Raw genomic sequence first — 15,630 nt, 5'->3', positions numbered from 1 at the left:
CAAAAAATGCAAAACCCATTACGTCTATGCGGCACCTAGAAAGCAAAAAGCGCAAATGAAATCAATGCGCTCCAACTATCAAGAGCATGCTAATGTCCTGAAGTCTGGTCGCCTATCAATATTTCCCTGAGCTTTGTTGTAAATCCTTAAGCTTTTACAGAGAAAATACGGATCATTACTGAGCAAGAATACGGATTAAGTGCGTTCGCTCAATTTTTCCTAAAGAGTCATAGGGTTTCGTGAGTGTAGGCAATTCATTATCTTCAATCCAGATATAGTCATTGGGACCAATTGCTTCCAGGGTGTCTAATTTTTCCCCTGGGTTGGGGGTATAAAACCTGAGCAGGGTACTGCGTTTGCTGTTGAGTCCAGGGGAAAAACCGACGGCTTCAGTTTGTAAAACAGGTTGAATATCATCCCGAATTAACAGGGCCTTCATGTCAGGATTAATGTTGCCTAAGTCGGCTGTTCCCCAGGCGATTGTTAACCCTAACCAATGCCCTAACAGCAGTAGCACAAGCCAGCTGAGTAATATGGGTTGATTCTGAGACGTGCGAAACCACAGCATGCCAGCAGCCAGCCAGCCAAGCCCCAGGCCGAGAGCAATCGGTGCATAGGGGCGAATGTCATCGGCGCTAGGCAGAATGTCTGTGACAAGTGCCAGACCACCGGCAGCTATCAGTACTGTCCCCAATAGCACCAGTAGACCATTGACAGTTGTCAGCAGGCGTTTGATGGTGATGCTAAGAGAGGGGGTGAGCAATCTCTCCATGGTGTATCCAGTCAGCAGAGCCAGAAATGGATATGTGGGAATGGCATAGTGGGGCAATTTAGTAGACGCAAAGCTCAGTAAACCCAGGTACAGCAGTGGATAAAGTAGCAATAGGGAAATTTGCGGCTGACACACATAGGTAACTTTTGTATGGGTGCGTAAAAACCGTAAACTGAGTAAACCGACTGCTGCCAGGGCAAAAAAGATCCAAAGAAAATCATTGACTAACAGATTGAACAGATAAAACAGTGGCGATTTGGCTCGATCGGTGGTCAACCCCTGACTGACTGGAAAGTTAACAATGGCCTCAATAACGGCCATGTCATAGCGCCGCCAACAGAGCCATAGCCAGGTTGCCGTGGGTAGCAGACCGATCAGCCCCCCTAAATAGAGACTCCATTGCCTTAAGTGGTGTTTGCCCGATAGCAGCATATAGGGTAGCAAACAGGCCATGGGAACAGCGGCCAATGCACTGCGGATGAGAACGGTTATGCCCAGGGTGATGCCTGCTCCGAGGTAACACCAATGCTTGGAGGATGACTGTTGCCTTTCTGCCGCTAGCATGAGCCAGATCGCCAGCAAAATGAGTCCTGTAAACAGAACGTCTGGGGTGGCTAAACGACTGTACTGTAGCCATAGGGGAGCCACACCCAGAGAAAGTGCCCCCAGTAGGGCAGCGGTTGGGTTCAACAGACGGCGGCCAATGCTGTATGTGAGCCAAAGGCAGCCAATGCTGGCCAAGACGCTGGGTAGACGTACAGCGACTTCGTGCCGCCCTAACAGCTGAATAAATAAAGCCACAACCCAATAGGGACCAGGGGTTTTATGGTGTGGCGTGGCCCAAGGATGAATCCAATCTCCCGAATCGACAATGACCCTGGCGCGACGGGCGTATAGTCCTTCGTCGTGCGCCATCAGACTCTGGTGATCAAGGTCAAAAAAACCGGCTAATAACAAGGGCACTATCCACACCAAAAGAACGAGCCAGTGCCAGTGCTCTGCTTTAATCAGGGCGTGTAATTTTGGAGTGAGCCAACCAGGTCCCAATTGCCAGCGGGTCATGGGGAGAGGAATATGATAGGGCGTAGTTATTGTGCCACTGTATAGGTTGAATTGTCGTGATTGATCAGTGGCTACTGTGCCACTGTATAGGTTGAATTGTCGTGATTGATTCAGTGGCTACTGTGCCACTGTATAGGTTGAATTGTCGTGATTGATCAGGTAAACGCATCCCGTCAGTTAAACCGTTCTACTGCTGTCGGTGCCCTATCTCGAATAGTAAGTCTAGATGGGGTTTGGCTTACCCTAGCGGCTGTTTTACTGTACTGGTGGCGATTAGGCATGCTGCCCCTACGGGACTGGGATGAGGGCACCATTGCCGCTGTTGCCCGAAGTATGGCGGTCAGCGGTGATTGGATTTATCCCACACTCTATGGCGATGCCTATTTGAATAAGCCGCCTCTGGTGGAGTGGTTAATGGCCACGGGGTATCTGGGGGGCGTTTCAGAATGGACATCGCGGTTGTTGCCAGCTCTGGTGAGTGCCCTAGCTATACCGCTGCTGTATTGGGTGGGACGAGAAGTATTCCAGCAGCGGCGACCGGCACTGCTGTCAGCTGGTGTGTTCTTGACGCTTCTACCCGTAGTCCGTCATGGTCGCCTGGCCATGCGAGATGGGGTGGCGGTGACGCTATTTTTGCTGTTACTGCTGTGGGGGTTAAAGGCGCGCAAGCGACCGGCATATGCCCTGGGTGTTGGTGTTTGTCTGGGGCTAATTGCACTAACCAAGGGGATTTTAGTGATTCTGCTGGGCGTAATCGCCCTGGTGTTTTTTGCTATACAGTTTTTTGCTATACAGACTGTGGGGTTGGGGCGACAATCTGCCAGCCACTGGTTGCTACGTAATCCTTATTTATGGCTAGGTCTAGGTTTAGGCAGTTTGCCAGTTTTACTGTGGTATGGTGCTCAGCTGCTACGCTACGGCAATGTTTACTGGCAAGGGCACTTTGTTTCTCAGTCCTTTGAACGAGTGACCTCGGCAATTGAAGATCACCAGCAGCAGCCCTGGTATTACCTATTAGAAATGCTGAAATATGGCTTTCCCTGGCTGATGTTTTGGCCTGGCGGTGTGTGCTTAGCCTGGCGACAGCGTAATCGCCCTTGGGGACAGCTGGTTTTGGTGGGCACTGCGATATATCTGGGGGCTATCTCTCTAATGGGTACCAAGCTACCCTGGTACATCATGCCGCTATATCCGTTTGTGGCTCTAGCCATTGGTGCCTATTTGCATCATGCCTGGGAAAAATCGCCCCGTTGGGCGATTGGTCTTTTGGCCTTAATTAGTGTGGTTGCCCTGGGTGGTGGTGTTTACTTGGGCGTGGCCGATCAGCAACCAACGCTGATCGCCATTGGTATTGTCTTAGGGATGAGTGCGGGTTGGACAGGTTTGCAGCTATGGCGACGACGGGCACGGTGGTGCTTGACCCTGATGGCAGGCCTATACCTGACGCTGTTGCTATTGATGGGGTCTGATTTTTGGCTGTGGGAGCTAAATGAGGCCTATGCAGTTAAGCCAGTGGCAGCGATGGTGAAACAGCATGTTCCGCCTGAAGCTGAGGTGGTAACGACGTTTAGCTATGGGCGACCGAGTCTAAATTTTTATTGCGATCGCAACATCCCTACCCTATCGGGTCAACCTTTGCTTGAGCGCTGGCAGGATAATCTTTACGTTCTTGCTGAAGTCCATCATTTAGATACACTGCCCCCGTACCACGAAATTGGCCGTACCGACGACATGGTACTTGTGCAACCAATGATCCAGTAACCTTTAGAATATACGCCGATATCTGAAGCCATTGGTATGATCATTAGATGTATAGGCATCTGTCAACTGCCCTAATCAGAGGACCTTCCGTTGGTTGATGAACCTAACGAACAAAAGCAAGACTTTATTATGCCCCGTGCTTCTTACCATGGGGAGTTTTCGCCTGAACGGATGGTATTCAATGCTAATTTGCAAGAGTTTGCCACCCGAATTTCACTGATTTGCAATCTAGAAACAGGGGGCAAAATCTCGTCTGAAGAGGCCTACCAGCAGATTAAAAGACTGTGGAAAGAATTAAAGTCATCTAAAAAGAGTTTGTTAGATGAAGCCCAGAAACGTGGGGAAGGCTCCTAGTTTTTAGCGGTTGAAATAAGCCAATACTGCTTGGACGATGCGTTCTGATGCCTTACCATCTCCAAATGGGTTAATGGCTCGGGCCATGGCATCGTAAGCCGCTGGCTCCCTTAGTAACTTTGCTGCTTCGCCAGTAATCATCTCTGGGTCGGTGCCTACGAGTTTGGCTGTGCCCGCTTCCGCCGCTTCAGGTCGCTCCGTTGTTTCCCGCAAGACAAGAACAGGTTTCCCAAGGCCAGGGGCTTCTTCCTGTAATCCACCAGAATCCGTCATCAGTAGATAACACCGTTGCATGGCTCCTACGAGCTGGCCATAGTCCAGCGGCTCCACCAAAAATGTGCGAGGGTGGTGATCGAGGGCCGCCTTTAAGGGCTCTCTTACCGTTGGGTTGCGGTGCAACGGCAGTAGCAACGCCGTATCCTCGAATTTGTCTAATACTTGTAGAAATCCCCTGGCAATATCCTGTAGCGGCTCCCCCCAGTTCTCTCGACGATGTACGGTGGCTAGAATGACGCGATGGGCTGTCCAATCTAGCCCAGGGACATCACAGGCAGGAGCCTTAGAGGCCACGGTCTGTAGGGCATCAATAACGGTATTGCCAGTCTTAAGAACAGTACCGCTGACGCCCGAGGCTGCTAGATTGGCCACCGATTTGTCAGTCGGTGGAAAATGCAACGTTGTGATCTGGGAGACCAAGCGACGATTGGCCTCTTCAGGAAACGGATTAAGAATATTGTCAGTGCGTAGTCCGGCCTCCACATGCCCCACGGGAATCTTCTGATAGAACGCAGCGAGAGCGGCGGCAAAAGCAGTGGTTGTATCCCCCTGCACCAGCACGATGTGAGGCTGTAGTTCTTTAAAAAGTGTTTGTAAGCCTTGCAAACTGCGACAGGTAATGTCTGACAGGGTTTGCTTAGGCTGCATGATATTCAGATCCCGATCAGCCTGAAGCCCAAATAGCTGCATGACCTGGTCCACCATCTCCCGATGTTGCCCCGTGAGTACAACCTGAGTGTCAAAATCTGGTGTTTTCTGAAACTGTTGAATCACTGGGGCCAGTTTAATTGCCTCAGGGCGTGTTCCCAGGGTGATACAGACGCGAATAGGAGATGTGGTCATCGGCATAAAAACATATATATCGTGCAGTATGGTCTGGAAACGGAGGTCGTAGTCAAGACCCGGCTGACCCCCTAGTAAAGTCTTCCACAGCAAGGCACACTGTAATCTGTTTCATCTGCTTCACTGTTTTATCCCCCACCATGCCCCAATCCATTGTTATCGATGCTGCGCACCTTCAGACTTTGGACCTGACAGTGGCCCAAAGTACCTTGAGTCAAGTTGACTGGAAAACCGACTTTAAACTGAGTTTTGCTATCGATTATCCCCGCGAGGCCAATGACCCCCGCGAGCTGTCTGAGCTTCCTGAAGTACGGCTATGGTTTATTCGGCTCGATAGTCAATATCCCTGGTTACCCCTATTTCTAGATGTTGAGTCGGGTGAGTTGGGCCGGTATGCAGCCATGCTAGTGCCCCATCAGTTCAGCCCCTTAGATGGCATTCGCTATAACCCAGAAGCTCTAGAGATTTTTGTGATGGGCAAAGTGTTTACCATTGCCCAATGGCTCAAGGATAACCAAATTGATGGCATCGAAAAACTCAAACTGATGGTACGTACTCTTGGGTATGAGCTGGATGATGGCCTATTTGAGCTATTGCAGTAGATGTGTTGAGTCGCGTCATCCTGGCCCAGGAAATCGATATATTCCTGAAGTAGTTTTTCGATAATAGGTCGATACTTGGCTGCTAAGGAATCCACTGCAAGACTTGCTCCTGGTTAGCATCGAACCCTAGGTCAACGTATAGGCGTTTGCGGGTCAAACGAATGACCAATGGGTCGTGGGTAATGGCCCAGCCATCGTTGATCAAAGACTGTTTAGCATTGTCATGGTAGAAGTCTTTAGCTGGCATTTGGGGATATTTCCCTAGAATGGCTCACCATTGGCTATTTTGGGGCAGTGGAACAGTTACAGCTGAGATTTGTTCGATATTATCGTTCAGCTTTCGTGCAAAAGCATCGTGATAGATAATGCGAATAAAAAAACGGTCGGTTTCAAGAGTGCATTCGTAAAATTCCTGACCAATGCGTAATGCCCACTCTTTTGCTAACGTTGATGGCTCAATAATTGTCAGGCCTGGATAAGCATTCGACCAGTTTGTGCCCCAAACATAGCCGTCAGGCTGACCCGATGCATTCCAGCTTATGCTATCGATGAATTCGTCTCCCCACGATTGCGACCAGACTTGATCGTTGACCCTGGTTTCACAATCAGCACGAACACAATGTGTAAAGCACAATTCGTATTCACCTGGATTATTGCCCAAACAATCTTGAATGTGAAATAAGTAATCACGTCCGTGGGAAGCCCATCCATGGCCAATTAAGGCAAAATCAATTGGTGAAAATATCTGTAAAAGCTTATTGACTGGATTCATCATGTGAAAAAGATTGGCTAGGTTAATGACTCAGCTCCAATGAGTACTTTGAATGCTATTCAGTTATTTAGCCAATTGCTTCAGACCCGAGAGTACGATACAAATCTTACGGATGTATAAAGTAAATCCTAAGTTGGGTTTATGGCTGCACCACTCATAATAGATAGCCATGGTTATGGCAGAGGAGCAACCCACTAATGGCAGGCATTTTGGGCACGCTGGCGATATTGCTAGTCTTGGCAGTTTGGTTACTGATTGAACGGCAGTATCAGAGTCGCCCTGGCAATCAGTTAGAGCTGGAATCTGGCAAGTGGACAATTACTACGCGAGAGCCTCAGCACTATGTCATTGAGGGTGAACCTTCGCTGATTAATCTGACGCGCACCTTAGAAATTATGGTGCCGGAGATTTCCATCGAGACAGAGCTACTGTCAGGAGCCAGCTTGGATGGCATCACGGTCAAAGCAAAGCTGGTATCGGATCACGAAGATGCTCCTGCTAGGCCCGATAACTATTGGTTTGCCTACATTGTCAAAACCGCTAAATCCACAGGGTTGAAGATTAAAATAGATATCCAGGGGCCTGATTTGTCTAAACTTAAGGCCCTGTGGATCAAGGTGCACTATCTCACCTATGGCCCCGAAGGTCGGATTCCCAAAATGGGCAATGTGGTGGTGCCCCTGAAATACCCTGACCCCGATGCTCCTCAAAACTGGCGGTCTACACCAAAAGCAGACGTGTTGCCGATTCCCACCCATTTGCTGGGTCCCCTGGACAGCCCTATTGATACGGTTAAGCGTTATGTTGAGCCCTTTGCTAAGCCTGGGGACATTGTCACCATCGGTGAAACACCTGTGGCGATTATGCAAGGGCGTTGGCGGCATCCCAGTGACATCAAACCGGGCTGGGTAGCGAAGCGGATTTGCTATTTCTTTATGCCCACGTCGAGTCTGGCGACGGCCTGTGGTATGCAAACCCTGGTAGATCTGGTGGGACCATGGCGAGTGGTGTATGCCTTTGTGGTGGGTGCGATCGCAAAGAAGTTCTTAGGTCGTGCTGGCATGTTTTACGTACTTGCAGGTGAGCAGGCCCGCTTGATTGATGATGTCACCGGCACCTTACCCCCCTATGACCAGTTCATTGTGCTGGGTCCAGACAACCCTGAAAAAATTGTTCAAGATATTTATGACGTAACTGGCCTGAAAGCGGCCATTGTCGATGTCAATGATTTGAAAGCGGTTAAGATATTAGCAGCAACACCTGGCACTGACGTAGACTTGATAACGAGTGCTCTGCTCGATAATCCGGCTGGTAACGCTGATGAACAGACTCCTGTAGTCTTAATTCATCCCAAATCCTAGGGATTTTGTCCATATTTTGGTCCTATGACACCCGTTAACTCCTCTGACTCCATTGCGGTTCGTCCCGTACATTTTCGTGACTCAGAAAAGCTGATGCCCAATGGTGGCTCAGAGGTGGTTACCTGTGGCGCATTTACCAAAAATCAGCCTGTACTCGACTCAGGACATGTATTTGGCAAAGAGGCTTGGCAGCGTTTATCTCGTCTGGTAAATCCTCTACAGCCCAAGACCATTACCTTTGCTGCTGGCTGTAAACATACTACCCAGGGTGTGATTCAGGTTTCGCCATTTAACTCTACACGCAGCACCTGGCGGATTGACCAGGTGATGGTGAAAGCGTCCTCTGACGAGGTACTAACCCTGAACTTAGACTTGGCCAGTTTGCTGCTGCGCCACTGCTTTGAAACCATTGTTGAGGCCCACACCTGGATCAGTGAAACCAGTATCCAAGATAAGTTCGGGCTAGCCCTCTATCGCCAAAATGGGTTCCAGCCCCTGGCCTATGTCACCTACTGGTCCATAGACGCAGAGCAAATTACCAGTCTGGCGGAAAATGAGCCAGATTTACCCAATCTATTGCCGGTCAGCAACGCTGATGCCCAGCTGATTTACCACCTGGAAACAGCGTCGATGCCACCTCAGTTGCGTCAGGTGTTTGATCACCAGATTCAGGACTTTCGGACGCGCTCCATTGCTGGTGTGAGAGCCCAAGTGCAGCGTTGGCTAGGTCAGTCTGAGTCAGTTTCAGCCTACGTATTTGAACCCCAGCGTAAGGCGGCCATTGGCTACTTTAGTCTGCGTCTCTCCCAGGATACTGAGCAACCGAATCGGGCAAAACTCACCGTCCATCCCGCCTACACTTGGCTATATCCAGAGCTCATGGCTCAAATGGCTCAAGTGTTGCAAGGGGCATCCAACCAAACCCTACAGCTGGCCTCTTTGGACTATCAGCCTGAGCGCGAAAGTTATTTGCGGGAAATTGAGGCCACAGAAGTAGGTCACACAGTGATGATGTCCCGTTCTGTATGGCATAAGGTACGTGAGTCAAAGGCTGTTTCCATTGAGGGTTTACAGGATGTTTTGCAGGGGTTACAGCCCTCTGGTAAAGCGATTCCAAGTCGCTTTTTTTGGGATGCCGCTAATCCTGGTTTGAGACGCCCAGCCAGGGATGACTCTTCGGGTGGGACAGCGGGTTAACGCATGATTTCTGTCTTGGGATTAGATATTGGTAGCAGGCGGATTGGTGTAGCTGGTTGCGATCGCACAGGCCTAATTGCTACGGGGTTAACCACCATTGAAAACAAGTCTTTTGTCTATGTGACTGAACAACTCAGGCAACTTGTTCGTCAGCGTGAGGCCACCCTGCTAGTGGTGGGATTGCCCTACACCTTGGATGGGACAAAGGGAGCCCAGGCTAAGCGGGTACAAAAATTCACTAAGCGTTTAGCTAAGGCTTTGAGTTTGCCCGTGGCTTATGTAGATGAGCGGCTTACGTCAGTGGAAGCAGAGCAGCAGCTGCAAGCAGAGCGCCGCCCCATTGAAAAAAATAAGGGCCTAATAGACCGTCGAGCGGCTGCTATTATTTTGCAGCAGTGGCTAGACAGCTCTCGGGCTGATCGCCCTTCTTAGTTAGGGCCTCTGCCCAATGATCCACAACCACGCATGGCAAATTTGAATCACAACTCCAATCAAAATTCTGACCCGTCTCCTGATTTCCAACAGGGAGGCCAGCCCATCGTGACCCTCACTGATGAGGGCGGTCATACCCTCGCTTGTTACGTTGAAAAATCCATTACCCTCAGTAATTCTGGCCAAGAGTATTTACTGCTGCTCCCTGTTTCTGCCCCGATCGAGATTTTTAGCTGGCAGGATAACGATGATACCTTGGCGGATATTGAGGATGAGGAGATTGATCCGCTCTTTCCCAGTGCCCGTGCAGTTTTAGCTGAGTTAGACTTGACCTTGCAGCGTAGTGCTTATACGCTGACAGCCGTAGGTAATATCCCTGATGCAGAAGACGAAAGTTGTTTCGCATTAGAGGTCGATGATGGGGGGGCAACGGACAATTTTCAAATGCTGGCGCAGTTTTATCATCGCGATCAGCGTTATGTGACCTGTACACCTCTAGAGCCCTTACTTTTCTTTGCCTACCGCACTGATGCTGATACGGTGATGTTGCTATCCCCTGAAGAGTTTCAGCGGTTGCAACCCCAAATTGAAGATCAGCTTTTTGAGGGCTTAGATTAGGCATCTACAGTTGAACGTACCAAACAATTCTGAACCTGGTCCATGGCCTGTCTAAACGAATTATGGGTTGTTTAAAACGACTATTTTATGTTGGCATTTTCCCGGTTGCCTTAGGTTTGGCCGCTTGGCAAGGGTGGTCATGGTGGAGCTGGGCCAATAGCCCTGTATTGGCGAGAGACGATGAACAGTCAATACAGTTGCAGATTCCATCGGGCACTGCCGCTCAGCAAATTGGCCAAGACTTAGAAGCAGCTGGCTTAATCCGCTCTACCACTGCCTGGAAAGTCTGGAATCGTCTTCAGGAATTTCAAAATCGCGAAGGAGGTCTACAGGCGGGGACCTATTCGCTATCTCCCACCCAATCCATGTCGGAGATTGCCGACCAAATCTGGACTGGTGATGTGGTACAAACCAGCTTTACAATTCCGGAAGGCTGGAATCGTACTCAGATGGCGCAAGCTTTAGAGGCACAAGGTCTGGTCAGTGCTGATGACTTTTTGCGGTCTACTGAAGAAATTCCCTATGCCCAGTTTCCCTGGCTGCCTCAGGGGTTGCCCCATCTGGAAGGGTATCTCTATCCAGATACCTATCAGCTACCCAGCGAGCAAATGGATGCTGATAGCATTGTTGATGTGATGCTGCTGCGCTTTGAACAGGTCGCTCTGCCTGTGTATCAGCAAGGAACCAGCCCCTATTCTCTGGATGAGTGGGTAAACTTAGCTAGCATCGTTGAAAAAGAATCTGTGGTGCCTGAGGAACGGGATACGATTGCCGGAGTATTTGCTCGACGGCTGCGAGAAGGTATCAGTCTGGGATCTGATCCAACGGTGGAATATGGTCTGGGGGTGACTCAAACACCAGAAAGACCACTAACCTTGACCCAAGTCAATACCCCCAACCCTTACAATACCTATCGTAACTTAGGACTTCCTCCAACTCCGATCGCCAGCCCTGGCATTGCCAGTTTAGAAGCTGCCTTAAATCCGCCGGATACGGAGTTTCTCTACTTTGTTGCTCGCTATGACGGTACCCATGTGTTTAGCCGTTCTTTAGCAGAACATGAGCGGGCCCAGGGTGAGATTCGCGATCGCGTTGATGCCCAGTTAGGGGATGATCTTTAAGCACTATTAACCAGGGCAGGCACAAGACCTGCCCCTACCTAACCATGACGCCTTGGGGTCGCCTCCTACAACCTGACCTTGCCCTTGATGCTTCTGTCCTGGGCCTTACTCCTGAGCTGATTCAGCAGCATCAACTCAAAGGACTGATTCTTGATGTAGATGAAACCTTGGTGCCGTTTCAGCAAAGTCAGCCTCTAGAAGAGGTACGTCAGTGGCTGCAACAGATGCAAACGTTAGTGCCAGTGGTGCTGGTCAGTAATAATTTGAGCCATAGCCGCATTAGACGGATTGCGGAAACCTTGGAAGTGCCATTTTATACGAGTGCAGGTAAGCCGTCCCGACGTAAGCTGCGTCAAGCCGCAGAGCTAATGAAACTGCCTCACCATGAAATTGCCATGGTGGGCGATCGGTTATTCACCGATGTCTTAGGGGGCAATCGCCTAGGTTTGTTTACGGTTTTGGTAGAACCCATGGTGGACCCCATGGCGGCAAATTCCCCAAAACAATGTCTGCGTAATGCTGAGATTTGGCTATCTAAGCGTCTTGGTGTGGTGCTGGCTGACCGCACTTAATTTCTCGTTTGAGATCTAAAAAAAATATTAGGTCAGCCAGATTGTCAGAGGTTGATTGTGACGGCCTTGCATTGGAATTTTGTATGACAATAGGCTCTGTTACTAGTTCCCACCTTCATCGATTTCTGTGACTATATCGCCTTCTGCTAACGCTCAGACTTCTCAAACCATTGTGGTCAAGATTGGTACGTCTAGCCTCACTTCGGCCAATGGTCAGCTAGCCCTATCGGTGCTTGCTCGTTTAGTAGAAACACTCTGTCAACTAAATCGCCAAGGTCATCGAGTCATTCTGGTTTCTTCTGGAGCTGTGGGTGTAGGGTGTGCGCGACTGGGGCTGACAGAGCGACCTAAATCCATTGAGCAGAAGCAGGCGGTGGCTGCCGTGGGTCAGGGGCGGTTGATGCGAGTGTATGACGACCTATTTACCGTGTTAGATCAGCCCATTGCCCAGGTGTTGCTGACCCGCAGTGATTTAATGCAGCGGGCGCGCTATGTGAATAGTTATCACACCTTTCGCCAGCTGTTTAACTTAAATGTCATTCCCATTGTGAATGAAAACGACACGGTGGCCGTGGACGAACTGAAATTTGGCGATAATGATACGCTGTCAGCTCTAGTGGCGAGTTTGGTGGGAGCCCAGTGGTTATTTTTACTAACGGATGTGGACCGGCTATATTCTGCTGACCCACGGGCCAATCCTGATGCTGAACCGATTACCTGGGTACAGCATTTAGGGGATTTAGATATTGACGTCGGTGATCGTGGCTCTGCGTGGGGAACTGGGGGCATGATTACTAAATTGGAAGCGGCTCGCATCGCCACCAGTGCCGGTATTCGCATGGCCATCACCAATGGTCAGACCCCGGAAAACATTCTCAAAATTTTGGCCGGTGCTCCCCTGGGAACTCAGTTTGCCCCTAAGCCGAATCCTTCAAATGCTCGCAAACGTTGGATTGCCAATGGACTACGTCCCAGCGGTCTGCTTTATTTAGACGCTGGGGCAGTTCGGGCGATTAGTAAAGATGGAAAATCATTGCTTTCTGCCGGAATTGTCGAAATTGAAGGTGATTTTCAGGCCCAGGATGCGGTCGTGCTTTGCGATCGCAACGGTCAAGAGATTGCCCGTGGTCTTGTGAACTATAATCACCATGACCTTCAGCAGATTCGCGGACGTCGTTCTAGTGAAATTTCTATGATCTTGGGCTATGACGGTGCTGAGACAGTTGTGCATCGGGATAACTTAGTGCTCAATCCTGATGCTGTGGGATCTGATATGAAACCTATGGTAGAAGGTGAATATTCCCATTAAATTGGGCTCTATCTATTAACTCTAGGGGCAGCTGGAGGGTCTCTCTCTCTCCAGGTCGTTTGGCTATTTTCATGGTTATACCTATCTAACTTTACGAATTCCTCATATGAGTAGCACAAACACCTCAACTCCAACGATATTGGTAACCGGTGGTGCCGGTTATATTGGCTCCCACGCCGTGCTTGCCCTAGAGCAGGCTGGTTATCAGGTTGTTATTTTAGATAGCCTTGAATATGGTCACCAAGAGCTAGTTGAGCAGCATCTCAATGCCAAGCTAATAAAAGGGAATACAACCGATCGAGCATTACTGGATCAGGTATTTACGCAATACAAGTTTGCGGCTGTCATGCACTTTGCTGCTTATATCGCAGTGGGTGAATCGGTGACAGCGCCAGCCGACTACTATCGCAACAATGTCTATGGCACCCTAAATCTGCTACAGGCTATGGAAGCGGCTGGGGTGAAACGATTTGTCTTTTCGTCCACCTGTGCCATTTACGGTCCTCCTAAGACGGTGCCTATTCCAGAAGACCATCCGAAAAATCCCATTAGCCCCTATGCCAGTAGCAAGCTCATGGTGGAGATGATGCTAAAGGATTTCCAAAAGGCCTATGGCTTACAATCCGTATGTTTTCGCTATTTCAATGCTGCTGGCGCAGATCCCCAAGGTCGTCTGGGCGAAGATCATAATCCTGAAACTCATTTAATCCCGTTGGTACTGCAAACGGCTTTGGGTAAACGTGATCATATTTCGATTTATGGCACCGACTATCCGACCCGTGACGGTACCTGTATTCGCGATTATATCCACGTTGCTGATCTGGCGAATGCCCATGTGAAAGGGGTGCAGTATCTTATAGACGGCGGCGAAACAACCTTTATTAATTTGGGTAACGGCAGTGGGTTTACCGTCAGAGAAGTGATTGAAGCAGCTCGCCAGGTGACTGGGCATCCGATTCCTGCTGTGGAATGTGAGCGCCGCCCTGGGGACCCTCCCAGTCTGATTGGTAGTAGTGATCATGCCCGTGAACGCCTGGGTTGGGTACCCCAGTACGCTGATCTAGAAATAATTATTGGCCATGCTTGGCAATGGCATCAGAAGCGCCATGGTTAACTATGAAATGCTAACCTGGGTTGTCTCTTTAACCTTTCCGGAATAAATTTACACAGGCTGTACTGATAAAAAGTATTCTGATCGGTAGTTGGGCTGACAGTTCTAGACTTGATCAGGATGCTTTACCGGGTAGCAGCCTTAAAGGAAAATACACTAATAGGGAAAAGTGATTGTATCCGGATAAATCGAGGGATTGAGTGCACTAGAATGAGCAAATCATTCATCAATCCTTTCCCGTGGCATTTTGCTTGGGGTTTCTCTAATCAGCAGCAGGCGCACGCATGGCAGTGGCAACTACAATCGTAAATCAATGGCAGCAACGGATTCAGTCCGATTTGCCCGATCAAAGCCACGATACCCATATAGCAATTACCCAGTGGCTCTGCGGTGAAGACACTGATCGATTTGAGGCGCTTTCTCACAAGGATCTATCCATTGCCACTCAGGCAATGGATTATCGCTATCGTATTTTTTATAAAACCTACTGGGGATTACCCCCTGATCGAGCTTATCAAACCCTGATGCGGAAGCTGGGTGGCTTGTTTTTAGTCCGTAGCAAAATCCGTACCTGGATTGCCCTCAGTCGTGATCGACAGCGTCAGGTTAAGGACGTTCTGCAAGAAATTATTCAGGAGATGTTGCAAAGCGATCGTCATCTTCAACAGCAGATGAGGTGGATCGGTGAGTGTACAAAGCGGCCTCAGCTTCGTAATTTGCTGACCATGGCAACAATTGAGGAGTATTGTCTGCGGCCAATTCGTAACCAGCCTCTAATTGTTTATCGCTTTGTTAACTATCTGAGACGTTCCCAGCGCGGGGGAATGACCCAAGTTCCTGGAGCGCAGCTAATTCAGCTAATTTCAGAGGAAATTGGGACAGATGATACTGAAAGTACTATCAGCCTGTTTGATGTGCAAGCTGTGAGTACCTATGAGCAGCAACAGGACTTTGAAGCAACCCAGCGGGCACGCCAGTCAGTTAAAGATAGCTTTACAGACTATCTGCAAGAAACCTTGGGAGATACGGCGACCCAATGGCTAGAGCTGCATTTGCAGGGGTATACCCAAGACAACATTGCTAAGCAGCTAAAAATGTCGATCAATCAGGTGTATCGACTACGGGAAAAAATTAGTTATCACGCGATCCGTATTTTTACCCTGAAAGAACAGCCAGAATTGGTGCTGGGATGGTTAAAAACCACATTGTCTGAGCATGACTTAGGTTTAACCTCTAGTCAATGGCAAACCTATTGGCAAACGTTAGAACCTTCTCAGCAGCAGCTACTGGCCGAACTGAAGCAGGGCAGTGATATCGATGCGATCGCACAAAAGCTAGGGTGCAGACCTAAACAAGTCATGAGTGAATGGGCTAAGCTTTACCTAGCTGCCCAAGATTTACGAACCTAGCCAATCCCAGGCTCTTTGAAGGTTGTCTTTGGGCAACAGGCGTGGGTGTCTCATGGGC

The 15,630-nt window shown here is 49.4% G+C and carries 16 protein-coding genes; 12 read left to right on the top strand and 4 right to left on the bottom strand.

Annotated features, from left to right (window positions below):
* Positions 1-175 precede the first annotated feature (175 nt).
* On the bottom strand, positions 176-1,834 hold the full coding sequence (locus tag SPB21_RS35020) for an ArnT family glycosyltransferase (protein ID WP_163668869.1): 1,659 nt from the start codon (positions 1,832-1,834) through the stop codon (positions 176-178).
* Positions 1,835-1,981: 147 nt separating this feature from the next.
* Here SPB21_RS35020 and SPB21_RS35015 point away from each other — a divergent pair, with 147 nt between their 5' ends.
* On the top strand, positions 1,982-3,595 hold the full coding sequence (locus SPB21_RS35015) for an ArnT family glycosyltransferase (RefSeq protein WP_499869668.1): 1,614 nt from the start codon (positions 1,982-1,984) through the stop codon (positions 3,593-3,595).
* A 129-nt stretch (positions 3,596-3,724) separates the two neighbouring features.
* Positions 3,725-3,949: a DUF7219 family protein gene (locus SPB21_RS35010; RefSeq protein WP_163671792.1), complete on the top strand. Its 225-nt coding sequence runs from the start codon at positions 3,725-3,727 to the stop codon at positions 3,947-3,949.
* Positions 3,950-3,952: 3 nt separating this feature from the next.
* Here SPB21_RS35010 and wecB read toward each other — a convergent pair whose 3' ends face one another.
* Entirely contained in the window at positions 3,953-5,068 is a 1,116-nt protein-coding gene (wecB, locus tag SPB21_RS35005) for a non-hydrolyzing UDP-N-acetylglucosamine 2-epimerase (protein WP_163701748.1), read from the bottom strand.
* A 140-nt stretch (positions 5,069-5,208) separates the two neighbouring features.
* Here wecB and SPB21_RS35000 point away from each other — a divergent pair, with 140 nt between their 5' ends.
* The gene (locus tag SPB21_RS35000) at positions 5,209-5,670 is read left to right on the top strand and encodes a CRR6 family NdhI maturation factor (RefSeq protein ID WP_499060397.1); all 462 of its coding nucleotides are present in this window, start codon (positions 5,209-5,211) and stop codon (positions 5,668-5,670) included.
* Between the two features lie 82 nt (positions 5,671-5,752).
* Here SPB21_RS35000 and SPB21_RS34995 read toward each other — a convergent pair whose 3' ends face one another.
* Positions 5,753-5,917, bottom strand: a complete 165-nt coding sequence (locus SPB21_RS34995; protein ID WP_499869666.1) for an element excision factor XisH family protein — start codon at positions 5,915-5,917, stop codon at positions 5,753-5,755.
* A gap of 24 nt (positions 5,918-5,941) precedes the next feature.
* The gene (locus tag SPB21_RS34990; RefSeq protein WP_490795020.1) at positions 5,942-6,445 is read right to left on the bottom strand and encodes a YxiG-like protein; all 504 of its coding nucleotides are present in this window, start codon (positions 6,443-6,445) and stop codon (positions 5,942-5,944) included.
* Positions 6,446-6,639: 194 nt separating this feature from the next.
* On the opposite strand from SPB21_RS34990, the gene SPB21_RS34985 reads away from it, so the two are divergent.
* The 9 genes from SPB21_RS34985 (at position 6,640) to SPB21_RS34945 (ending at position 15,572) form a co-directional block, all read left to right on the top strand.
* Positions 6,640-7,803 carry a F420-0:Gamma-glutamyl ligase gene (locus SPB21_RS34985; protein WP_490795021.1) on the top strand — a complete coding sequence of 388 codons (1,164 nt, stop codon included), beginning with the start codon at positions 6,640-6,642 and terminating at the stop codon, positions 7,801-7,803.
* A gap of 24 nt (positions 7,804-7,827) precedes the next feature.
* Entirely contained in the window at positions 7,828-9,000 is a 1,173-nt protein-coding gene (locus SPB21_RS34980) for an N-acetyltransferase (protein ID WP_163668858.1), read from the top strand.
* A gap of 3 nt (positions 9,001-9,003) precedes the next feature.
* Positions 9,004-9,432 (top strand): Holliday junction resolvase RuvX, encoded by a 429-nt coding sequence (gene ruvX, locus SPB21_RS34975; protein ID WP_163668856.1) that lies wholly within the window; start codon positions 9,004-9,006, stop codon positions 9,430-9,432.
* Between the two features lie 33 nt (positions 9,433-9,465).
* Positions 9,466-10,050 (top strand): DUF3727 domain-containing protein, encoded by a 585-nt coding sequence (locus tag SPB21_RS34970; RefSeq protein WP_163668854.1) that lies wholly within the window; start codon positions 9,466-9,468, stop codon positions 10,048-10,050.
* A gap of 62 nt (positions 10,051-10,112) precedes the next feature.
* Positions 10,113-11,171 (top strand): endolytic transglycosylase MltG, encoded by a 1,059-nt coding sequence (gene mltG / locus SPB21_RS34965; protein WP_499869663.1) that lies wholly within the window; start codon positions 10,113-10,115, stop codon positions 11,169-11,171.
* Positions 11,172-11,215: 44 nt separating this feature from the next.
* Entirely contained in the window at positions 11,216-11,743 is a 528-nt protein-coding gene (locus SPB21_RS34960) for a YqeG family HAD IIIA-type phosphatase (RefSeq protein ID WP_163668850.1), read from the top strand.
* A gap of 127 nt (positions 11,744-11,870) precedes the next feature.
* On the top strand, positions 11,871-13,052 hold the full coding sequence (proB, locus tag SPB21_RS34955) for a glutamate 5-kinase (RefSeq protein ID WP_348918249.1): 1,182 nt from the start codon (positions 11,871-11,873) through the stop codon (positions 13,050-13,052).
* 106 nt (positions 13,053-13,158) lie between these two features.
* Positions 13,159-14,166: a UDP-glucose 4-epimerase GalE gene (gene galE, locus SPB21_RS34950; protein WP_163701742.1), complete on the top strand. Its 1,008-nt coding sequence runs from the start codon at positions 13,159-13,161 to the stop codon at positions 14,164-14,166.
* Positions 14,167-14,447: 281 nt separating this feature from the next.
* Positions 14,448-15,572 carry a HetZ-related protein 2 gene (locus SPB21_RS34945; RefSeq protein WP_163668845.1) on the top strand — a complete coding sequence of 375 codons (1,125 nt, stop codon included), beginning with the start codon at positions 14,448-14,450 and terminating at the stop codon, positions 15,570-15,572.
* The last annotated feature ends 58 nt before the right edge of the window (positions 15,573-15,630 follow it).

It is taken from the genome of Leptothoe sp. ISB3NOV94-8A, from assembly GCF_043421595.1.
GTDB classification, from domain to species: domain Bacteria; phylum Cyanobacteriota; class Cyanobacteriia; order Phormidesmidales; family Phormidesmidaceae; genus Leptothoe; species Leptothoe turfae.
Note: the sequence above shows the minus strand (reverse complement) of the source record. Positions and strands in the feature narration are given on the sequence as shown.